General features: G+C 37.3%; 19 protein-coding genes and 1 other annotated feature. Of the genes, 16 read left to right on the forward strand and 3 right to left on the reverse strand.

Annotated features, from left to right (window positions below; all coding sequences use genetic code 11):
- Positions 1–93 precede the first annotated feature (93 nt).
- Genes ruvA through yajC form a run of 6 tightly spaced genes read left to right on the forward strand, consistent with a single transcriptional unit; the run spans position 94 to position 4,429 of the window.
- Positions 94–705, forward strand: a complete 612-nt coding sequence (gene ruvA / locus CWR45_RS02065) for a Holliday junction branch migration protein RuvA (RefSeq protein ID WP_115748135.1) — start codon at positions 94–96, stop codon at positions 703–705.
- An 18-nt stretch (positions 706–723) separates the two neighbouring features.
- Positions 724–1,722 (forward strand): Holliday junction branch migration DNA helicase RuvB, encoded by a 999-nt coding sequence (gene ruvB, locus CWR45_RS02070; RefSeq protein WP_115748136.1) that lies wholly within the window; start codon positions 724–726, stop codon positions 1,720–1,722.
- A 2-nt stretch (positions 1,723–1,724) separates the two neighbouring features.
- Positions 1,725–1,916, forward strand: a complete 192-nt coding sequence (locus CWR45_RS02075) for a DUF2905 family protein (RefSeq protein ID WP_115748137.1) — start codon at positions 1,725–1,727, stop codon at positions 1,914–1,916.
- Between the two features lie 21 nt (positions 1,917–1,937).
- Positions 1,938–2,966, forward strand: a complete 1,029-nt coding sequence (gene queA, locus CWR45_RS02080; protein WP_115748138.1) for a tRNA preQ1(34) S-adenosylmethionine ribosyltransferase-isomerase QueA — start codon at positions 1,938–1,940, stop codon at positions 2,964–2,966.
- 26 nt (positions 2,967–2,992) lie between these two features.
- Complete coding sequence (gene tgt, locus CWR45_RS02085) at positions 2,993–4,135, forward strand: tRNA guanosine(34) transglycosylase Tgt (protein WP_115748139.1); 1,143 nt, start codon at positions 2,993–2,995, stop codon at positions 4,133–4,135.
- A 36-nt stretch (positions 4,136–4,171) separates the two neighbouring features.
- A complete protein-coding gene (gene yajC / locus CWR45_RS02090; RefSeq protein WP_115748140.1) occupies positions 4,172–4,429 on the forward strand; it encodes a preprotein translocase subunit YajC in 258 nt (85 codons plus the stop codon).
- Positions 4,430–4,687: 258 nt separating this feature from the next.
- On the opposite strand, the gene CWR45_RS02095 is transcribed toward yajC, so the two are convergent.
- Together CWR45_RS02095 and spoVB are read right to left on the reverse strand one after the other, a co-directional pair.
- Complete coding sequence (locus CWR45_RS02095; RefSeq protein ID WP_115748141.1) at positions 4,688–5,068, reverse strand: TIGR04086 family membrane protein; 381 nt, start codon at positions 5,066–5,068, stop codon at positions 4,688–4,690.
- 93 nt (positions 5,069–5,161) lie between these two features.
- Positions 5,162–6,715, reverse strand: coding sequence for a stage V sporulation protein B (gene spoVB / locus CWR45_RS02100; protein WP_115748142.1), 1,554 nt, complete (start codon positions 6,713–6,715; stop codon positions 5,162–5,164).
- Between the two features lie 110 nt (positions 6,716–6,825).
- On the opposite strand from spoVB, the gene CWR45_RS02105 reads away from it, so the two are divergent.
- The 7 genes from CWR45_RS02105 (at position 6,826) to dtd (ending at position 16,203) form a co-directional block, all read left to right on the forward strand.
- On the forward strand, positions 6,826–7,119 hold the full coding sequence (locus tag CWR45_RS02105) for a post-transcriptional regulator (RefSeq protein WP_115748143.1): 294 nt from the start codon (positions 6,826–6,828) through the stop codon (positions 7,117–7,119).
- A gap of 50 nt (positions 7,120–7,169) precedes the next feature.
- Complete coding sequence (gene secDF / locus CWR45_RS02110) at positions 7,170–9,431, forward strand: protein translocase subunit SecDF (protein WP_115748144.1); 2,262 nt, start codon at positions 7,170–7,172, stop codon at positions 9,429–9,431.
- A 131-nt stretch (positions 9,432–9,562) separates the two neighbouring features.
- A complete protein-coding gene (locus CWR45_RS02115; protein WP_115748145.1) occupies positions 9,563–9,865 on the forward strand; it encodes a LapA family protein in 303 nt (100 codons plus the stop codon).
- Between the two features lie 318 nt (positions 9,866–10,183).
- Positions 10,184–12,496 (forward strand): single-stranded-DNA-specific exonuclease RecJ, encoded by a 2,313-nt coding sequence (gene recJ / locus CWR45_RS02120; RefSeq protein WP_115748146.1) that lies wholly within the window; start codon positions 10,184–10,186, stop codon positions 12,494–12,496.
- Positions 12,486–13,001: an adenine phosphoribosyltransferase gene (locus tag CWR45_RS02125; RefSeq protein ID WP_115748147.1), complete on the forward strand. Its 516-nt coding sequence runs from the start codon at positions 12,486–12,488 to the stop codon at positions 12,999–13,001. The genes recJ and CWR45_RS02125 overlap by 11 nt, the downstream gene beginning before the upstream one ends.
- A 373-nt stretch (positions 13,002–13,374) precedes the next feature.
- On the forward strand, positions 13,375–15,576 hold the full coding sequence (locus CWR45_RS02130) for a RelA/SpoT family protein (protein ID WP_115748148.1): 2,202 nt from the start codon (positions 13,375–13,377) through the stop codon (positions 15,574–15,576).
- Positions 15,577–15,756: 180 nt separating this feature from the next.
- On the forward strand, positions 15,757–16,203 hold the full coding sequence (dtd, locus tag CWR45_RS02135; protein WP_115748149.1) for a D-aminoacyl-tRNA deacylase: 447 nt from the start codon (positions 15,757–15,759) through the stop codon (positions 16,201–16,203).
- Between the two features lie 167 nt (positions 16,204–16,370).
- On the opposite strand, the gene CWR45_RS02140 is transcribed toward dtd, so the two are convergent.
- On the reverse strand, positions 16,371–17,414 hold the full coding sequence (locus tag CWR45_RS02140) for an N-acetylmuramoyl-L-alanine amidase family protein (RefSeq protein WP_245975315.1): 1,044 nt from the start codon (positions 17,412–17,414) through the stop codon (positions 16,371–16,373).
- Between the two features lie 165 nt (positions 17,415–17,579).
- Between CWR45_RS02140 and CWR45_RS19680 the strand changes: the two genes are divergently transcribed.
- The 3 genes from CWR45_RS19680 to aspS all read left to right on the forward strand — a co-directional run bounded on the left by CWR45_RS19680 (position 17,580) and on the right by aspS (position 21,256).
- Positions 17,580–17,753, forward strand: coding sequence for a hypothetical protein (locus tag CWR45_RS19680; RefSeq protein ID WP_170138767.1), 174 nt, complete (start codon positions 17,580–17,582; stop codon positions 17,751–17,753).
- An 83-nt stretch (positions 17,754–17,836) separates the two neighbouring features.
- Positions 17,837–18,053: a binding site (T-box leader), on the forward strand.
- A gap of 151 nt (positions 18,054–18,204) precedes the next feature.
- Positions 18,205–19,494, forward strand: coding sequence for a histidine--tRNA ligase (gene hisS / locus CWR45_RS02145; RefSeq protein ID WP_115748150.1), 1,290 nt, complete (start codon positions 18,205–18,207; stop codon positions 19,492–19,494).
- The gene (gene aspS / locus CWR45_RS02150) at positions 19,487–21,256 is read left to right on the forward strand and encodes an aspartate--tRNA ligase (RefSeq protein ID WP_115748151.1); all 1,770 of its coding nucleotides are present in this window, start codon (positions 19,487–19,489) and stop codon (positions 21,254–21,256) included. The genes hisS and aspS overlap by 8 nt, the downstream gene beginning before the upstream one ends.
- Positions 21,257–21,286: the final 30 nt, after the last annotated feature.

Below are 21,286 nucleotides of genomic sequence, written 5' to 3' on the forward strand. Positions count from 1 at the left end.
TTTTCCCGCTTTAAAAGACAGAATACTTATAATGAAGTTTCACTTTATTATTTCAACTTAAAATATGTTAAACTATGGGGAGGTATTATTGACGTGATTGCATACATAAAAGGAATATTATCAAGCGTTCAAGATGAAACGGTAGTTGTTGATGTACATGGTGTTGGCTATGAGCTAATTTGTGCAAACCCGTTTGCATTTCAATCCGCATTAAACGAAGAGATTTTAATAAATACATACCAATATGTTCGAGAAGACACGCTAGCATTATATGGCTTCAAGAATGAGGATGAGAAATATCTATTTAAAAAATTAATCTCTGTATCTGGAATTGGTCCTAAAGGTGCGTTAGCAATATTAGCCTCAGTGGATGTCCCAGGTTTTGTTGCTGCAGTTGAGCGGGAAGATGACAAATTCTTAACAAGCTTCCCTGGTGTTGGTAAAAAAACAGCAAGACAGATTATTTTAGATCTAAAAGGTAAATTAGTGATGCAACTTTCCATTTCAATTGATCAAGATCAACAAGAGACAGCTACGACCGCTAATGAAAATACAACAGCAATCATCGAAGCACAAGAAGCATTAAAAGCATTAGGCTATACGGATCGAGAAATAAAAGCAATTATTCCACAATTACAAGCAATGGATATTAAAAATACAGATGAAGTAATTAAAAACGCATTAGCATTATTAATGAAAAAATAAGCAGAGGGGACGTTAATTATGGATGAGCGGATGGTAACAGGAGAATTGCAAAGCGAAGATGCTTCAATTGAGCTTAGCCTTCGTCCCACGACATTAAATCAATATATTGGACAACATAAGGCAAAAGAGAACTTGAAAATCTTTATTCAGGCTGCAAAAATGCGTGAAGAGCCATTAGACCATGTTCTTTTATATGGGCCTCCTGGATTAGGGAAAACAACGCTAGCGGCAATCATTGCCAATGAAATGGGTGTTCAATTCCGTTCAACATCTGGTCCTGCTATTGAACGAGCGGGGGATTTAGCCGCTATTCTATCTTCATTAGAGCCTGGTGATGTATTGTTTATTGATGAAGTGCATCGGATACCACGGACAGTTGAGGAAGTATTATACCCAGCGATGGAAGACTTTTTTCTCGATATCGTCATCGGAACTGGACCAAGTGCACGGTCGGTTCGTATCGATTTGCCGCCATTTACATTAGTTGGTGCGACAACACGGGCTGGATTATTATCAGCGCCATTACGAGACAGGTTCGGAGTAATGAGCAGGCTAGAGTTTTATGAAACGAAGGATTTATGTGCAATCGTCGAACGAACGGCAGATATCTTTGGAATGCCGATAACAAAAGAAGCAGCATTAGAGGTTGCCGGTCGTTCTAGAGGTACACCAAGAATTGCGAATCGCTTATTAAAACGAATTCGTGATATTTCCCAAGTTAAGGGGGAATCGGAAATTAGTTTAGAAACGACAAGTCTTGCATTAAAGATGTTACAAGTTGATGATGCAGGCTTAGATCATACCGATCACCGTCTAATGCTTGGCATCATCGAAGGATTCAATGGCGGACCAGTTGGCCTTGATACGATTGCGGCAACAATAGGTGAGGATGCGCAAACAATTGAGGATGTCTATGAGCCTTACCTACTGCAGCTTGGTTTTATCCAAAGAACACCAAGAGGTAGAATTGTCACACCGAAGGCATATGCACACTTTGGGATCAATAGGCAGGAATAGACATGGGAAAAATTTTTATCATTGTTGGGATTATATTCTTGGTCATTGGATTAATTTGGACGTTTATCGGCAGATTACCTGGAGATTTTAGTTTTAAAGTCGGCAATGTTTCGATACATTTTCCGCTTATGACCTCAATTATTATTAGTATTATTTTAACGCTTATTTTTACCATCATTACTAGGTATAAATAAGTAAATGTTAGGAGATTTATGATGAATATAGAAGATTTTGATTATCATTTACCAGAGGAACTAATTGCACAAACTCCGTTAAAGGATCGAACCGCATCCCGTTTAATGGTAATTGATAAAGAAAAGAAACAATTTGCACATCAGCATTTCACTGATGTAAAGCAGCATTTACGAGCAGGGGACACGTTAGTATTAAATGATACCCGTGTATTGCCAGCAAGATTGTATGGTGTTAAGAAGGACACAGGGGCAAAAATCGAGGTGCTATTGCTTCGACAAGAAGAAAACGATACTTGGGAAGTATTAACAAAACCAGCGAAAAAGGTAAAGGTTGGTACAGAATTAGTTTTTGGTGATGGGAAATTAACTGCGGTTTGTAAAGAATTCAAAGATCATGGTGGTCGTATGCTCGAGTTTTCTTATGAAGGTATTTTCTATGAGGTGCTTGATCAATTAGGTGAAATGCCCCTGCCACCATACATTAAAGAGCAATTGCCAGAAAAAGAACGATATCAAACGGTTTATGCAAAGGAAGAAGGATCGGCAGCAGCTCCGACTGCTGGTTTGCATTTCACTAATGATCTATTAGCCGAAATCAAATCAATGGGCGTAAACATTGCATTTATTACTCTCCACGTTGGTTTGGGGACATTCCGTCCAGTTAGTGTCGACACGATTGAAGACCATGAGATGCACTCAGAGTTTTATCAGATGACAAATGAAACAGCGAAACTATTAAATCAAACGAAAGCATCTGGCGGAAGAATTATTTCTGTTGGGACAACATCAACTAGAACCCTTGAAACGATTGCAAGAGATAATCAAGGTACTTTTAAAGAATCTAGTGGCTGGACGAATATCTTTATTTATCCGCCATATCAATTTAAAGCGATTGATGGGCTGATCACGAATTTCCATTTACCGAAATCAACCTTGATCATGCTTGTGAGCGCGTTAGTTGACCGGGAGACAATTCTGGAAGCATACAAAGAAGCGGTAAATGAGAAATATCGTTTCTTCAGTTTTGGCGATGCAATGTTAATCATTTAGAAATGAAAGAAGAGGAATTAATAAACATGACAACACCAATAACATATGAGTTAATTAAAACCGATAAACAGACTGGTGCTAGACTCGGACGAGTACACACCCCGCATGGATCATTTGACACACCAACCTTTATGCCAGTTGGCACATTGGCAACAGTAAAGACGATGAGTCCAGAAGATTTACATTCAATGGATGCAAGAATTATACTATCCAATACGTATCATTTATGGTTACGTCCTGGTGAAGAAATTATTCGTGAAGCAGGTGGACTGCATAAATTTATGAACTGGGATGGTGCAATTTTAACCGATTCTGGTGGCTTCCAAGTGTTTAGTTTAAGTGATATGCGTGAAATTACGGAGAAAGGAGTACATTTCCGTAATCATTTAAATGGGGACAAGCTGTTTTTATCGCCTGAGAAGGCGATGCAGATTCAAAATGCATTAGGCTCTGATATAATGATGGCATTTGATGAGTGCCCGCCTTTCCCAGCAACTTATGACTATATGAAGGCATCTGTTGAAAGAACGTCAAGATGGGCAGAACGCTGTCTTGCAGCACATGAACGCAGTGATGTTCAAGGATTATTTGGAATTGTCCAAGGTGGAGAGTTTGAAGAATTAAGAAGTCAAAGTGCAAGGGATCTTGTTTCTCTCGATTTCCCAGGATATGCAATAGGTGGGCTTTCCGTTGGTGAACCTAAGGATATTATGAACCGTATGCTAGAACATACGACACCATTACTACCTGCGAATAAACCAAGATATTTAATGGGTGTCGGCTCTCCAGACGCCTTAATTGATGGGGCGATACGTGGTATTGATATGTTTGACTGTGTGCTGCCAACTAGAATTGCTCGTAATGGAACATGTATGACATCAAATGGTCGTCTCGTTGTGCGGAATGCGAAATATGCTCGTGATTTTGGTCCAATTGATGAGAATTGTGACTGCCATGTATGTAAAAATTACTCTCGTGCATATATCCGTCACTTAATAAGATGTAATGAAACGTTCGGATTTAGACTTACCACTTATCATAACCTACATTTTCTGGTAAAATTAATGGAGCAAGTACGAGCTGCTATAAAAGAAGATCGACTTGGCGACTTTAAAGAGGAATTCTTTGAACAATATGGTTTGAATAAACCGGATGCTAAGAATTTTTAAAGGTTATGTTTTATATTTGAAAGGAGGGGAAATTAGATGGAAATGTTAGTCTCATTAGCACCAATTATTTTGATGTTCGTTATTTTCTACTTCTTGCTTATACGTCCACAACAAAAACGTCAAAAGCAAGTAAGAGAAATGCAAAACAGCTTGCAAAAGGGCGATACTATCGTTACAATTGGCGGTTTACACGCGACGGTTCATGCAGTTGACGAGAATACTGTTGTTTTGATCACTGAAGGTGGTTCGAAACTTACGTATGACCGTTCTGCAATCCGTGACATAAACAAGTAATAAAATGAAATAAAGGGAAGTGTGTATTACCTATCTAAAGTTTTTTATTTAGGTAATCGAGTACATAGTTGACCTGAAAAAGAAGTTAATACATAGATATTAACTTCTTTTTTAATCTCAAATTATTCGCATGCACTACAGCAGCTGTACACTCCTCGGTGGAAATATAATACTAAAAACGCGAACCTTAAGGCTTGTGCGGAGTATCTAACAAAGAATATCATTGTTTATGTTCCGTGGGGAAATCAGCAACTTTTTTTATTCATTCCGTGAGCCAAAGATATTCACTCCAATGACACCGCCAATTACTGAAGCAAGCATATAGCCTAGGTGGGTGAATGTTTGTTCCATTGAAAACCCGTGCTGGTATCCTAAATATTGTACTAAAAAAGTAAAAAGTGTAAATCCTAATCCGGTAAGGCCACCAATTATCCAGCCTTTCATTTTTCCTTTTGCCCCGGCAATAAATCCACCTATAAATAATGTTACAAATCCGATGGTAAGTGCAATCCAAGCTAAAGAATTTTCATTGAAGGCTGTAAAACGAAATAATAGTGCGAGTATTATGCTTGAAAGTAATATAAAACTAAACACAAAGATCCAACCATACAATAAAGCAATGAAGAGCTGCCTTTGCATCTTAATTCCCCCTTATGTTTGTCCATGATTATTAACAGTTTATTCAAGTGTATTTAAAATAGAAGAGATTTTAAGATAAACTCATCCACTCTACTAAGACACAAATTTTTGCAAGAATGGAATCTGCCTTAATTCGTCTTTTGTAATAAATTTCAATAAGAATAGAATTATAATATAAATAATGAGAAGTACTAATAAAATGAGGGTAAACATTGGAATATTAGCATTTATAGAATGATAGAAATCCCTTAGAAACATTCCGATTCCCCAGGTGGATACTAATAGAACAATCATCTTACAAATATCCTTAAATGGAATTACATAATGAATAGCTTTCTTTAATGTTGCTAAATGAAGTAGTGTAACGAGAACTACGCCTACAATCATTGCAATTGCAACCCCCATGATGCCAAAGTTTGCATTAGATGCCAGGAAAAAGAGAATGACTAATTTCATAAAGGCGCCAATCAGGCTATTCCACATAGCAGGTCTTGCAAGATCTAACGCCTGTAAAGTTGCTTGAAGTGGTGATTGGATGTACAATAATATGAAAAACGGTGCCATTAACACTAAAAATTTGCTCGCATTGTCTGTGCCATACATGAATGTTAATAATTCACTTGAGAACAGTGAAATGACGATTGTTGCGATTGCTCCTGATGCAAAAGAGATACGAATCGATTGATGGATACGATAATGAATTAGCTGTTCCTGTCTTTTCGCATCGGCTTCGGCTATTGATGGTACGAGTGCAATGGATAAGGAATGTGTAATGAATGTGGGCAAAAAGAGCAGTGGCAGTACATAGCCCGTTAATTCCCCATACAGTCTCGTTGCGACCACACTTGAGATTCCTGCTATACTTAAACTTTGTGCTACTAAGATTGGCTCAAGGAAATTTGAAAATGAACCAACAAGCCTGCTTCCAGTGCTCGGAATTGCAATTGATAGTAATTCTTTTAATGTCTCCTTACTAGACTTAAGGTAGGCAAAAAAGTCCTTCCTAACTTTTAACGTTTTCTTTCGTTTAAATGTGTAAATCATGAATAGTAATGAGGCTAATTCTCCAAGTATGACACTGAACATTGCGCCTGCAGCTGCGTATTCTAAGCCAAATGGAAGCAGTAGGTTTACAAAGAAGGCGACACAAGTAATTCGGACTATTTGCTCTATCACCTGTGAATAGCTTTGTGGCTTCATATTCTGCTTCCCTTGAAAGTACCCTCGAAGTACAGAGGAAATAGCGACAATTGGGACAATTGGACTTATTGCTAGTAAAGGAAGCAATGTACGGTTATCTGTTAATAATGTCGTTGCGATAAATGGGACTGCAATGATCATTAAAGTGGTAAAAAAAATGCTAGAAATAGCCGTAATGATAAGAGAAACAACGAGTATCTGCTTTACTTTCACTTGATTTTTCTTTGCGTCAGCTTCGGCAACTCGTTTAGAAATGGCAATGGGCAGACCAATCTGAGTTAAGGAAATGACAAGGAAAAGGGTAGGAAGAGCCATCATATAGATTCCAATTCCTTCTTCACCCATCAACCGAGCGACAACAATACGGTTAATAAACCCAAGAAAGCGCGTTATCATTCCAGCAAAGATTAAGATTAGTGCGCCTTGCAAAAATGTTTGCTTCGTCATTTTTGTCAACTACCTTCTCAAAAAATAAAAATTGCTATACAATGATATATATGCACCGTAGTGGGGCAAGCATGACAAGCAAATAAAACTCCGAGAATAGGAGGGGAATTATGGCGATTATTCAACGATGCAATGAATGGAAAGCAATGGTAGAACCAGTGCTGGTGAGTAAAGCAACAGAGCTTCAATTGATGGGGTATTCACAAGCAACTGCGGGGGACGTATGGACATGTCTCGTTGAAAAGGTGTGGAAGGGAAACCCTGAAAAACGGATTCATGAAATTGTACAAGATATTTTTCATTTAGGTTCAGGAATATATTTGAGTTACTTAACGGTTCAGTCCTACCAAAACGATGATTTAATGGCTTCAATCGCAGCATTAACTGGTAGAAGTGACGCATAGTAAAATACATACATATATTACCCGAAGATTTAAGGGAGGATTATCATTAAATGAAAAGCAGAGGTAGAATTATTGCTTTTTTCCTAATCGTAATAGTATTTTTAGGAACGATTGGAATATCAGTAACAGGTGTCGCGAAAAACATTAATTTAGGCTTAGATTTACAAGGCGGGTTTGAAGTACTATATGAAGTTACACCAGTAGATGAAAGTCAAGAGGTTACGAAGTCTTTATTAGAAGGTACGGTTCAGACATTAAATGACCGTGTCAATCGATTAGGGATCAGTGAAGCTGTAATCAATATAGAGGGAGAAAATCGAATACGTGTTGAGCTTGCAGGCGTTGATAATCAAGCAGATGCAAGGGACATGCTTGCTACTTCAGCACAGCTTTCTTTCCGCGATGTAAATGATAATGAATTACTTAATGGATTTGATATTAAGGAAGGTGCTGCATCACAGGATTTCGATCCGAACACTAATGCGCCAATCGTTTCACTGCAACTAAAGGATGCATCCAAATTTGCAGAAGTTACAAGTAAAATTGCTGCAATGGGTGTGCCAGATAATCTTCTTGTTATTTGGATGGACTATCAAGAGGGAGATTCATTTGCGGAGGAAGTTAAAAAAGCAGAGGCAGAGCAGAAATTTGTTTCCGCACCTCGTGTATCAGAAACACTTAATACATCCAATGTTATGATTAGTGGTAATTTCACAGTCGAGTCAGCAAAACAATTAGCAGATATCATAAATTCTGGATCACTTCCAGTACATATGACAGAAATCTATTCCAATTCCGTTGGTGCTCAGTTTGGAGAAAAAGCACTTGATCAAACAATGGTCGCAGGTGCAATTGGAATAGCATTTATATTTTTATTTATGCTTATTGTCTATCGATTCCCGGGCTTAATTGCCGTTATCAATTTAATTTTCTACGTATACTTAGTACTTTTGGTTTACGAGTTAATGAATGGTGTCTTAACGCTCTCTGGAATTGCCGGGTTAATTCTTGGGGTAGGGATGGCTGTAGATGCGAACGTTATTACTTTTGAGCGGATTAAAGAGGAACTCCGACTTGGCAAATCGGTTAAAGCCTCATTTACAGCAGGATCGAAAAGCTCATTCTCTGCAATTCTAGATTCGAATATTACATCATTAATTGCTGCAGGAGTACTGTTTATCTTTGGTACAAGCTCGGTTAAAGGTTTCGCAACGATGTTAATCATAAGTATTCTTGTAAGCTTCATTACTAATATATACGGTTCTAGACTACTGCTAGGATTATGGGTAAAGAGTGGTTTGTTAAATAAACGAAAAAGCTGGTTTGCAGTAAAACAGAAAGACATTCGAGATATTTCTGATACAAGTACAGTCGAGCCTAAGGTATTCAATCGTACTTGGAATATCACAAAACATCGGAAGAAATTCTTTTCCGTTACTACAATTATGGTTGTCGTCGGAGCAGTTTCCATGGTGTTCCTGCAATTCAATCCAGGAGTTGATTTCACAAGTGGTTCTAGAATTGAAGTAGTATCAGATTCAAGTTTAACTGCTGAAGAAGTTGAAGCAGGGTTCCAGGAGCTTTCCTTAGAACCGGAATCGATTGTATTATCAGGTGATAATAACGATATTGCTGTCACTCGGTTTGCTACCGTGCTTTCGGATACGGACGTAAAAGAAGTGCAACAGCATTTTAGCGATAAATATGGAAACGCCCCAACGGTCAGTGTTGTTTCACCGATTGTTGGACAAGAACTAGTTAAAAATGCAATCTATGCTGTTGCAATTGCTGCAGTATTTATGATTATCTATGTAACGATTCGATTTGAATTTTATTCGGCTGTCACATCGGTTATTACTTTAATACATGATGCTTTTATCATTCTGGCGGTATTCAGTATTACCCAGTTAGAATTTGATTTAATCATCGTTTCCGCGATCCTAACAATTGTAGGGAATACGATTAATAATACCGTTGTAATATTTGACAGACTTCGAGAGAATATACGGAATGAAAAACGGATTACAACATTTAAGCAATTAGAGGCAGTCGTCAACCGCAGTGTTGTCCAATCGATTACAAGAACGATGAATACCGCTATCACTACGATCTTCGGTGTTGTTGTCTTCCTATTCGTAGGAGCTCCGGCGATTAGTGGCTTTGCATTTGCCATGCTAATTGGACTCATTATCGGGGTTTATTCATCCCTGTTTATCGCACCACAATTATGGCTGATTTGGCGAGGTAAAACTATTCAAAGTAAGCCAATCGAATATAAGGTTAAAAAACGGATTGATGGTCCACAAGTTTAAACAGATAGCTCCTTGTTATGATAAATACGTGACAAGGGGTTATCTTTTTGTTTAAATAGAATTGGAAAAAGTAAAATCTAACAAATAAAATATATACCAATAAAGAAAGTTGAGGAAATGGAGGAAGTAAGATGAAAGGTCAGACATATGTTATTTTAGCAATTGTTTTAGTTATTATTGTAGCAGTATTTGCAGTGATGAACGTCGAATCGGTAGAAGTGAATTATATATTCTGGTCAGGAGAATCTCCACTTATTTTAGTAATTTTGTTTTCTGTATTAATGGGTGGAATTATTACAGCAGCAGCAGGGTTAGTTAGAATTTATCAGCTGCAAAAAACAATTAAGATGTTAAAAGTAAAAAACCAACAAATGAGTAAACAGCTTGAGGACAGTGGTATTATCAAAATGGAACCAACAGAGCACAACGATTAGTTATCATAATTTGTTTCTATGACCGTTCTTGAAATTTTTTTAATATTATTGACCGAAAGCATAAAAATTCCCTATTTTAATCCTTGTAACAAGAAAGGCCACGTCAAGCTCCTGGGCCCGTGCTCCTAGCGAGACTTCCCTCACCTCCGTACAATAAGTCAACATCGATTCGCTTGCACTCCCAAAGAGTTTCCTTTATCTCCTACGGTTCAGTCCAGTCCGCACGTCTCTAAGCGGCCGCTTCCGCTTTTGTTCATAATATATTCATTTGCTACCCCTGATACTCTCTAGTATAATAGAAAGGTCAGGGGTGAATTTATGTTACAAAGTAAAGCAAATTGGCAATTTAAGCCATTAGGTAGTAATGAAAGAATGATAAATGACCTTACAGGGATTACGCCAGTAGTTGGGGAACTCCTTGCTCAAAGAGGTATTACGACTGCAGAAGCAGCGAATCAATTTCTATCACCTGATATTAAAAATCTACACTATCCAATAAATATAACTTCGATCGAAAAAGCTGCAGAACGTGTGCATCAAGCAATTTCTATGAATGAAAAGGTTCTTGTTTTTGGAGATTACGATGCCGATGGTGTAAGCTCAACAACAGTGATGCTAAAGGCATTAGAGGAACTAGGGGCAGATTGTGACTACTATATTCCAAATCGATTCACTGAAGGATATGGTCCTAATGAAGCAGCATTTATTGATGCACATGAAAAAGGCTATAAAGTTATCATTACGGTAGATACCGGAATTGCAGCTGTACATGAAGCTAGTATCGCCAAACAGTTAGGAATTGACCTAATCATAACTGACCACCATGAAGTTCAAACTGAATTACCTGATGCATATGCAATTCTTCATCCGAAATGCTCTCCAGATTACCCGTTTGATGAGCTCGCTGGTGTAGGAGTTGCATTTAAATTTGCTGAACAAATACTAGGATATTTTCCGAAACATTTACTTGACCTTGTTGCAATTGGAACAATAGCCGATATGGTGCCATTAGTGGATGAGAATCGGATTTTCGCATATTATGGATTACATGCCCTTACGATTACAAAAAATCCCGGAATTAGAGCATTAAAAGCAGTTTGTAAGATTGAAGGTAATGTAACCGAAGAAGATGTAGGTTTTTTAATCGGTCCTAGATTAAATGCAGTAGGAAGATTACAGGACGCAGATCTCGCGGTCCAGCTTTTAATGACAGATGATCCAGTACTAGCAGAAGAAATGGCTCTGGAAATACAAGGAATAAATATACAAAGGCAGGAAATTGTTAACCAAATAGTTAAAGAAGCGGAAGCAATGGTACAAGATCAGCCTGATGGTGTCATTATCGCCCAGAAAGCAGGATGGAATGAAGGTGTGTTAGGAATTGTAGCATCCAAATTAGTTCGTAAATATGATCGACCAGCTATCGTTTTAACAGAGAAGCAGGGTACTAATGAAGTAAAAGGCTCTGCACGAAGTATTCCTGCTTTCGACTTATTTAAGAATTGTATGAAGATACGGGATCTATTCACTCATTTTGGTGGGCACGCACAAGCGGCAGGGATGACATTGCCGGCAGAAAATGTTGCTGTTATTCAAGAAAACTTAAACGAATTTATTCATGAAGCGCTTAGTGAGGATGATTTTAAGCAAGTAATAGAAGTAAATGCCATGCTACAGCTTTCTGAAATAAACGAAACGCTTGTTGATGAAATAAATCGGTTGGCACCTTTTGGAATGAGTAATCCAAAGCCAGTTTTTGCAATTAAAGAAATTCCTGCTGATGTACGACAAATAGGTGCTAAGAAAAACCATCTGAAATTACTTTTCAAAGAAGATGATGTTCAGGTGGAAGGGATAGGATTTAGCATGGGAGACCTGCACACTTATATTACGCCCCACACTCCATTAACTGTGGTTGGTGAATTAGGAATTAATGAGTGGAATGGCAATAGAAAGGCACAAATTGTGCTGCAGGATATGAAGATAGAAGAATGGCAATTATATGATCAGCGAGGGAAAAAGAAAATAGAAACTTTTCCCCATATAAATGAATTGATTACTGTGTTAGCAAATGAAGCTCAGCCCGTCCATCTAAATGCATCTCAGATCACTTATGAAACGGATATTGAAGAGTTACAGAAAACAGATGTATTATATATCTATGATTTACCTACGAATGAAGCCCAATTAAAAGAAATCATTCAAAAAACTAAACCAAAGAATATTCATGTATGCTTTAATATTGAGAACAGCACTTATTTAACTGCCTTTCCAACAAGAGAGGAGTTTATCTGGTTCTATGCACTTGTTCTCAAACGAAAAACGTTAGATCTGAAACAAGAAATGCAAATGATCATGAATGCAAAGGGCTGGACGAAAGAAAGGATTATCTTTATTTCAAAGGTGTTTTTAGAATTAGGATTTGTTAAAATAGAAAATGGTGTGGTGCATGTAAGTCCGAATCCAGATAAAAAGGATTTGAGTGAAGCACCGTCATATAAAGAGCGTTTAAACCAAATTAAAATAGAAAAAGAATTGTACTATTCAAATTATGAGCAATTAAAAGCATGGTTTGAAAGCTGTATGAATCGTGTTGAAAGACCTAAGGAGGAAGTAACAAATGGATTATAATAAATATATTGAAATAGTAAAGGATTATCCGAAAGAAGGAATCAGCTTTAAAGATATTACCCCACTAATGAATGATGGAAAAGCATTTAAATCAGCAGTGGATGAAATCGTTGAATTTGCTAAAGAAAAGAAAATTGATATTGTTGTAGGACCCGAGGCACGAGGATTTATTGTAGGTTGTCCGGTTTCTTATGCACTTGAAGTTGGTTTTGCCCCTGTTAGAAAAGAAGGAAAGCTACCGCGTGAAGTAATTAAAGTGGATTATGGTTTAGAGTATGGTCAAAATGTGTTAACGATTCATAAGGATGCAATTAAACCAGGGCAACGTGTATTAATTACGGACGATTTACTTGCAACAGGCGGTACAATTGAAGCAACGATTAAATTAGTTGAGCAATTAGGCGGTATTGTTGTTGGTTGCGCATTTTTAGTTGAACTTGGATACCTTGATGGTCTGGAAAAGCTAAAGAATTATGATGTGCTAACATTACTTAGCTACAAATAAAAAGATGAAAAACAGGTCTGGCAGAAGTCAGGCCTATTATTATAGAATTAGAACTTATCGAAGAACTGAATTTTGTTACCCGGGATTGAAGAGGCGCTGCATCTTGCGACTAGCGAGAGGCATCCATCATTATCCTGTGAAGACACCATCGATTTGTTTTGCTCCTAAAGAGTTTCCTATATCTGGAAAATAGGTGGAAAATCTAATCGGAAATTAGTTAGAAATTTAAACAAATTCATGTTATAAATGGACATGTAATAAGGAAAAGCATATAATTGAAATATTTAATAAATGCACTTATTTGTCTTAAAACGAGAAAAAACATTATTCGACATTTTCTAAACATACCAAGATACATTATAAAGGTGATTATATGGCAAAAGATGAAATTATAACGATTGAAGATATCATTCAGCTTGCAAGCAAGTATTTAATCGCAGAAGATATTGCGTTTATTCAACGTGCGTATGATTTTGCAAAGAATGCTCATAGTGAGCAATTTAGAAAGTCTGGCGAACCTTATATTATTCACCCTGTACAAGTTGCTGGCATTCTTACTAATCTAGAAATGGATGCTGAAACGATTGCTGGGGGATTTTTACATGATGTAGTTGAGGACACTGATGTTACTTTAGTAGATTTAGAAGAAGCATTTAATCCAGAAGTTGCAATGCTCGTTGATGGTGTTACGAAATTAGGGAAAATTAAATATAAATCAAAAGAAGTGTTGCAAGCAGAAAATCATCGTAAAATGTTTGTAGCAATGGCAAAGGATATTCGTGTTATTCTAATAAAACTTGCGGATCGATTGCATAATATGCGGACATTAAAACACTTACCACCTGAGAAGCAGCGTAGAATTTCAAATGAGACTCTCGAAATATTTGCCCCATTAGCACATCGCCTTGGTATCTCAACAATTAAATGGGAATTAGAAGATACCGCATTACGATACTTGAATCCACAGCAATATTACCGTATTGTTCAATTAATGAAGCAAAAGCGGGGAGAAAGAGAATCGTATATTAAGGAAGTTGTTGAAGAGTTAAATAAACAGTTTGATGAAGTAAACATTGAAGCGGAAATGTCTGGAAGACCGAAGCATTTATATAGTATTTATCAGAAAATGACTAAACAAAATAAGCAGTTTAATGAAATATACGATTTACTAGCTATCCGGATTATTGTATCTAGTATTAAAGACTGCTATGCGGTCCTTGGAATTATTCATACGAACTGGAAACCAATGCCAGGAAGATTCAAAGATTATATAGCTATGCCAAAACAGAATTTATACCAATCCTTGCATACGACAGTAATCGGTCCTAAAGGGGATCCATTAGAGGTACAAATACGAACGAAAGAGATGCATGAAATCGCTGAATACGGGATTGCAGCACACTGGGCGTATAAGGAAGGTAAACAGGTTAAAGGTGGAACTAAATCATTTGAAGAAAAACTCACATGGTTCAGAGAGATACTAGAATGGCAAACAGATTCTCATGATGCTGAAGAGTTTATTGAATCATTAAAAGTTGATTTATTTTCAGATATGGTTTACGTATTTACTCCTAAAGGTGACGTAATCGAGCTTCCGGCAGGTTCAATCCCACTAGATTTTGCCTATAAGATTCATACGGAAATAGGGAATAAAACTATCGGTGCCAAGATAAATGGGAAAATGGAACCACTAGACTATAAGTTGAAAAACGGTGATATCATTGAAGTAGTTACTTCTAATCACTCTTATGGCCCATCTCAGGACTGGCTAAAAATGACGCAAACAACCCAAGCAAAAAGTAAAATAAAGCAATATTTTAAAAAGCAACGCAGAGAAGAAAATATTGTAAAAGGTAAGGAGGCTGTAGAGAAAGAAATACGAGCATTGCATATTGAGCCAAAAGATGTATTAACAGCAGATAATTTGCAGCGGATTTTTGAACGATTTAATTTTTCAGGAGAAGAAGATATGTTTGCCGCTGTTGGCTACCAAGGAATAACTGCAGCTTTAGTTGCAACGAGGCTTACAGATAAAATTCGTCAGTCACAGCAAGAGGAACAAGATCTTGAGAAGACGATTGAAGAAGTAAAAACGGATGTTACTATTAATAAACCACAGAAAAGAGATTCTGGTGTTCGTGTAGAGGGCGTTGATAATTTACTCATTCGGTTAGCCAAATGTTGTAATCCAGTACCAGGAGATGAAATTCTTGGCTATATTACAAAGGGTAGAGGTGTTTCCGTCCATCGTGCTGATTGCCCGAATGTGCAAACGGAGGAAGCGAAAGAGCGCTATTTAAAAGTAGAATGGGAAAATGTGCAAACAGATAATCTGCAGTACCATGTTGATTTAGAAGTAACAGCATTCGATCGTCGAGGGTTACTTAATGAGGTGTTACAGGCTGTTACAGAAATGAAGACCAATCTAACACATGTAAATGGTAAATCAGACAGGAATAAGATGGCAATTATCCAGATTACGATTCTTATTCACAATAAGAGCCATCTGCGCAAAGTCGTCGAACGGATTAAACAAATCAAAGATGTATACTCTGTAACGAGAACGGTGCATTAGGATATTTAATGTTCTCGGGCCAGTAGCTTCGGAAATACACTTCGCTGGGGTGGTGTGTCAGAACAAAATATTATTCTCTTACGATAAATAAATAATCATACGAAAAACAACGTATTTTTTAAGGGATGACTAACAGCAACCCCGTTATTAAGAAGTAATTGTAATAAGGAGTTATTAGTAATGAAAGCAGTAGTTCAACGAGCAAGAAATGCTAGTGTTACCGTAGATAAAGAAATAATCGGTAAGATTGACGAAGGATTTGTTGTTCTTATTGGTGTAACGCATGATGATACGATTGAAGATGTAACATACTTAGTGAACAAAATTGTTCACCTACGTATTTTTGAGGATGAAAATGAGAAAATGAACCATTCCATACTCGATGTAGGTGGGAGTATATTATCCATCTCTCAGTTTACGTTGTATGGCGATACGCGAAAAGGGAGAAGACCCAACTTTATGCAAGCTGCAAAGCCTAACTATGCCAACGAATTGTATGAAACATTTAATATTAAGGTGCGTGAAGCAGGTGTAAAGGTAGAAACTGGGGAATTTGGAGCTATGATGGATGTTCAATTTACAAACGTCGGACCAGTAACGCTGATAATAGATAGTAAAGAAAAATAAAACAGGAATGGGATGGCTTTAGTCGTCATCACATTCCTGTTTTTACTTTTGACATTAATTAGTCTTATTGTAATTGATGCCCGCTTTAATATTGATAGACTAATTACAAATCTAGTGTAGTCGATTCGTAAGCAACTTATCTACTAAAAATTGAATTGCAACCTGCTTTATTGCTCAGAGAAATATTTTCCTATTCCTTCCACAATGCCTGATACTAAATTTCTTTGATATACAGTAGTTTGCAGTTGAGCTTCCTTTTCTTTATTAGAGATAAATCCTAGTTCAATTAATACCGCTGGTTTAAGTGTTTGTCTAATTACATAGAAATTACCTTGACTTGCCCCACGATCTTCGTTATTAGTGGCATTAATAATTCCTTGTTGAATATAGGTTGCAAGGCTCTCATACTGATCATAATAATAATAGGTTTCCACTCCAGATACGGTTGGTTGTTCAGGAAAACTATTATAATGAAGGCTGATAAAGGCGTCAGTGTCTTCGTAGTTTGCATAGCTTGATCGACTTGCAAGGGAAATAAAATCATCCTCTGGTCTTGTTAATAGTACGTTTGCACCGAGTGAGGTAAGCTCCTTTTCTAATTCTGAAGCTGTAAAATACGCGAAATCTTTTTCGTATGTTCCTGTTGCACCAATTGCACCAACATCGTGGCCACCATGACCTGCATCAATGACTATCGTTTTATTGCGAAAACTGTGGTTTCCGGAAGCTTCATTCTTGTTAAGCAAGGGTTTGAATATATATCCTGTTTGATCGTCATTACTAATTTCATACCAATCATCTGTTTCAGAAATAACCTCATATTCTGTACCTTTTTTTGCTAAATGGGCAATATCATACGATGTTGCAGGACCATCTCGCAATGGTGTATTATCATGCTGAACTGTAATCGACTTCACAGAGTGCTCTGTATTAGTTTCCTCTATTTCTCCATTTATCGTAATAAACTCAGTTGTTACCCAGCCAGTTCCAGATTCTAATTGGATTTCTACCCATTCTTCTTGCTGTTGAACAATCGGGTATGCTTCACCAGCACTAGCTTGTCCTACAGGTTTATATTCTGTTCCAGGTCCACTGCGGACATTTAAATTATCCTCATTTATAAACGCTTCCTTAGCTTGTACGTCATTTGAAAACAACATTGAAATCATGATTACAGTAAGGAAAGGGACCATATATCGTTTTAACTTCAAAAAAAATCCTCCCGCCAATCTAGAATAAAACTTTATAAACAGTATAATAAAATTTCTCGATTTAGGCAAAGCTATAGGTAGAAGTTTGTATATCTTGACTAGAAAGTATAAAGCTTTCTCACTACATAAGTGCAACCAAGTTTTCTAAAATAGGAGGAATCGATAGTGCGCTTACATGATAAACATTGGAAATCAGTGAATGACAAGGACATATTTGGTGTAAACCTTCATCAATTTATGGAACAATCTGACCAGGCGAATCGTTTGGAAATAGCAGAAGAATTAGGGATTACTGCTAGTGAAGTGAAAAGCTTAAAGAAAAAAATAAATCGAACTTGACTTTCCTAGCCGCTTTAGATTAATATATAGACAATCCAGTTATTAGACTTAATAATAATGAATTATAATTTAATGTTAATTACAATAAACCGTTGAGGGATAAAGTAATTAGAAACCAAATGCAAAGAGAGTAGATGCAATTGCTGAGAGCACCTATGCAGGATGGCCTAATGAAAGACGATCCTTAGGATTTATATCGAAACTGAGTAGGTATAAACGTTTTGCAGGCGTTAACTGTGTAGAGCGGATACGAATAAGTATCAACTAGGGTGGCAACGCGGGTAAACTCTCGTCCCTTCTTTAAGGGGATGAGGGTTTTTTTGTGCTTACATATAAGGAAATGAAACATGGTTTCTTATAAAAACTAGGGTTTAGTCCAATGTACTAGGTTACTATCCTAGTTGTACTAATGTAAATAAATGTAACTGAGCTTACTTAGGAGGTATTAGGCATGAGTTTAAAAGCGCCAAGAGGTACAGTAGATACGTTGCCAAAAGATGCTAAGAAATGGCAATATGTTGAATCAAAAATAAAAAGTATTTGTGATACTTTCCATTTTGAAGAAATTCGCACACCATTATTTGAACATACAGAAGTATTCCAACGAGGGGTTGGTGATTCAACAGATATTGTTCAAAAAGAAATGTATACCTTTGAGGATCGTGGTGGTAGAAGTTTAACGCTTAGACCAGAAGGAACGGCGGCTGTTTCTAGAGCTTACGTTGAAAATAAATTATTTGGTGAAGCAAACCAACCTGTAAAATTGTATTATTTTGCACAAATGTTTCGCTACGAACGTCCGCAAAAAGGAAGAATGCGTCAGTTGAATCAGTTTGGTGTAGAGGTATTGGGAAGTGCAGATCCAGCAATCGATGCGGAAGTAATTGACTTAGCAATGACAAGTTATCGCTCACTTGGATTAAAGTCATTGAAGCTAGTCATTAACTCTTTAGGCGATAAAGAAAGTCGAGATAATCACCGCAGGGCGCTCGTTGAACACTTTACCCCTCATAAAGAGGAATTATGTGCAGACTGTCAACTAAGATTAACACAGAATCCGTTACGCATATTGGATTGTAAGAAGGATAAGGATCATCCATCAATGAAAACCGCTCCATCGATTTTAGATTACTTAAATGAAGAATCGAAGGAATATTTTTCAAAGGTGAAGGATTATCTTACAGCGATGGACATTGAATATGTTGTAGATCCTAATTTAGTTCGTGGGCTGGATTATTACAATCACACGGCATTTGAAATTATGAGTGAGGCAGAAGGATTCGGTGCAATCACAACCCTTGCCGGTGGTGGACGCTATAATGGTCTTATTGAAGAATTGGGTGGACCAAATACACCAGGAATTGGATTTGGAATGGGACTTGAGCGTTTGTTGATGGCACTCGAAGCCGAGAATATTGAAATTCCAATTGAGGATAGACTCGATTGTTTCCTTGTAGCAGTAGGGGAAGAAACAAATAGAGAAGCAGTAAGAATCGTCCATGAATTACGTGCTAACGGAATTCAGGTTGATAAAGATTATCAAGAACGTAAAATGAAAGGTCAATTTAAAGCTGCTGACCGTTACAAGGCAAAGCTTGTTCTCATTTTAGGTGAGGAAGAAATTAACAAGCAAGTGGTGATGCTGAAACAAATGGATACAGGGGAACAGATCGAAGTACCTTTCGCACAATTAGTAGAAACAGTAAAAGCAAAACTTCAGGGAGGCAGCAGACATGAGTGAACGAATTTTAGCAGGAACACTTACAGATACGAATATTGATCAAGAAGTTCTACTTAAAGGTTGGGTACAAAAGCGTCGAGATTTAGGTGGATTAATTTTTATTGATCTTCGTGATAAATCAGGACTTGTGCAAATTGTATTTAACCCAGATAATTCGAAAGAGGCTTTGGAAGTCGCTGAGAAAATACGCTCTGAATATGTTGTTGAAATTAGTGGTGTTGTTGTGTCACGGGATGAGTCTACCATTAATCCATTAATGGAAACCGGTAAGATTGAGGTTATGGCTTCAGCAATTACTATATTAAACAAGGCAAAGACGCCACCATTTGCAATCCAAGATGAGACAGATGTATCAGAAGATTTGCGACTTAAATATCGTTATTTAGACTTAAGAAGAGCACCATTACAAGAAACCTTTAAACTTCGTCATAAGACAACGCAAGCAATTCACAAATTTTTAGATGGTGAAGGATTCTTAGAAATGGAAACACCAATCTTAACGAAAAGTACACCTGAGGGTGCGAGAGATTATTTAGTACCTAGTCGTGTACATCCTGGTGAATTCTATGCTTTGCCACAATCACCACAATTATTTAAACAGTTAATAATGATGAGTGGTTTTGAAAAATATTACCAAATTGCTCGTTGTTTCCGAGATGAAGACTTGCGTGCAGACCGTCAACCAGAATTTACACAAATCGATATCGAAACATCGTTTATGACGAGTGATGAAATTATGGAAATGACAGAAAGAATGATGCAACAGGTAGTCAAAGAAGTAAAGCAAATTGATATCGAATTACCACTCCCAAGAATGCCTTATGACGAAGCGATGGACCGTTTTGGTTCGGATAAACCAGATACAAGATTTGGACTTGAGCTTATTCATGTTTCCGAAATTTTGGCGAAATCGACGTTTAAAGTGTTCCAAGGCGCAATTGAATCCGGCGGCAAGGTTGCATTATTAAACGTAAAGGGCGAGGCAGCAAACTTCTCCCGTAAAGAAATTGATAAGCTAACCGATTTCGTTAAAGTATATAATGCGAAGGGACTTGCATGGTTAAAAGTAGAAGGCGACGAATTAAAGGGACCAATTGCCAAATTCATAACAGAAGAAGAAAAACAGGGATTAGTAACACGTGCTGATGCTACTGATGGCGACCTATTATTATTTGTAGCAGATAAGAATGCGGTTGTTTATGATAGTTTAGGAGCGCTTCGCCTAAAGCTAGGGAAACAATTAAACCTAATCGATGAATCTAAATTTAATTTCCTGTGGGTAACGGACTGGCCTTTACTAGAATATGATGAAGCATTAGGAAGATACTTCGCTGCACACCATCCATTTACATCTCCAGTTATTGGGGATATGGATAAATTAGAAGCAGACCCTGGAAGTGTTCGTGCAAACGCATATGACCTAGTGTTAAACGGATATGAATTAGGTGGGGGATCAATCCGTAATCATAAGAAGGAACAGCAGGATCAGATGTTTAAAGTGTTAGGCTTCTCTGAGGAAGAAGCAAAAGAGCAATTTGGCTTCCTATTAGAAGCCTTAGAATTCGGTGCACCACCACATGGAGGGGTAGCACTTGGCTTAGATAGAATGATTATGTTGCTTGCAGGCAGAACGAATTTACGTGATACCATTCTATTCCCTAAAACAGCTTCTGCATCGGATTTACTTACAGATGCACCTAGTGAGGTAAGCGATGCACAGTTACAAGAACTAGCTATTCAATTAGCTAAGGTAAATGACTAATACTTCCATCTGTTAAGGGAAAGAAATAAA

This window comes from Oceanobacillus chungangensis, from assembly GCF_003369565.1.
GTDB classification, from domain to species: Bacteria; Bacillota; Bacilli; order Bacillales; family Amphibacillaceae; genus Oceanobacillus; species Oceanobacillus chungangensis.

Excerpts from the sequence above, each read along its gene's own strand:
- ruvB (WP_115748136.1), top strand. The coding sequence starts at position 724 with ATGGATGAGCGGATGGTAACAGGAGAATTGCAAAGCGAAGATGCTTCA.
- CWR45_RS02075 (WP_115748137.1), top strand. The coding sequence starts at position 1,725 with ATGGGAAAAATTTTTATCATTGTTGGGATTATATTCTTGGTCATTGGA.
- queA (WP_115748138.1), top strand. The coding sequence starts at position 1,938 with ATGAATATAGAAGATTTTGATTATCATTTACCAGAGGAACTAATTGCA.
- tgt (WP_115748139.1), top strand. The coding sequence starts at position 2,993 with ATGACAACACCAATAACATATGAGTTAATTAAAACCGATAAACAGACT.
- yajC (WP_115748140.1), top strand. The coding sequence starts at position 4,172 with ATGGAAATGTTAGTCTCATTAGCACCAATTATTTTGATGTTCGTTATT.
- CWR45_RS02095 (WP_115748141.1), bottom strand. The coding sequence starts at position 5,068 with ATGCAAAGGCAGCTCTTCATTGCTTTATTGTATGGTTGGATCTTTGTG.
- spoVB (WP_115748142.1), bottom strand. The coding sequence starts at position 6,715 with ATGACGAAGCAAACATTTTTGCAAGGCGCACTAATCTTAATCTTTGCT.
- CWR45_RS02105 (WP_115748143.1), top strand. The coding sequence starts at position 6,826 with ATGGCGATTATTCAACGATGCAATGAATGGAAAGCAATGGTAGAACCA.
- secDF (WP_115748144.1), top strand. The coding sequence starts at position 7,170 with ATGAAAAGCAGAGGTAGAATTATTGCTTTTTTCCTAATCGTAATAGTA.
- CWR45_RS02115 (WP_115748145.1), top strand. The coding sequence starts at position 9,563 with ATGAAAGGTCAGACATATGTTATTTTAGCAATTGTTTTAGTTATTATT.
- recJ (WP_115748146.1), top strand. The coding sequence starts at position 10,184 with ATGTTACAAAGTAAAGCAAATTGGCAATTTAAGCCATTAGGTAGTAAT.
- CWR45_RS02125 (WP_115748147.1), top strand. The coding sequence starts at position 12,486 with ATGGATTATAATAAATATATTGAAATAGTAAAGGATTATCCGAAAGAA.
- CWR45_RS02130 (WP_115748148.1), top strand. The coding sequence starts at position 13,375 with ATGGCAAAAGATGAAATTATAACGATTGAAGATATCATTCAGCTTGCA.
- dtd (WP_115748149.1), top strand. The coding sequence starts at position 15,757 with ATGAAAGCAGTAGTTCAACGAGCAAGAAATGCTAGTGTTACCGTAGAT.
- hisS (WP_115748150.1), top strand. The coding sequence starts at position 18,205 with ATGAGTTTAAAAGCGCCAAGAGGTACAGTAGATACGTTGCCAAAAGAT.
- aspS (WP_115748151.1), top strand. The coding sequence starts at position 19,487 with ATGAGTGAACGAATTTTAGCAGGAACACTTACAGATACGAATATTGAT.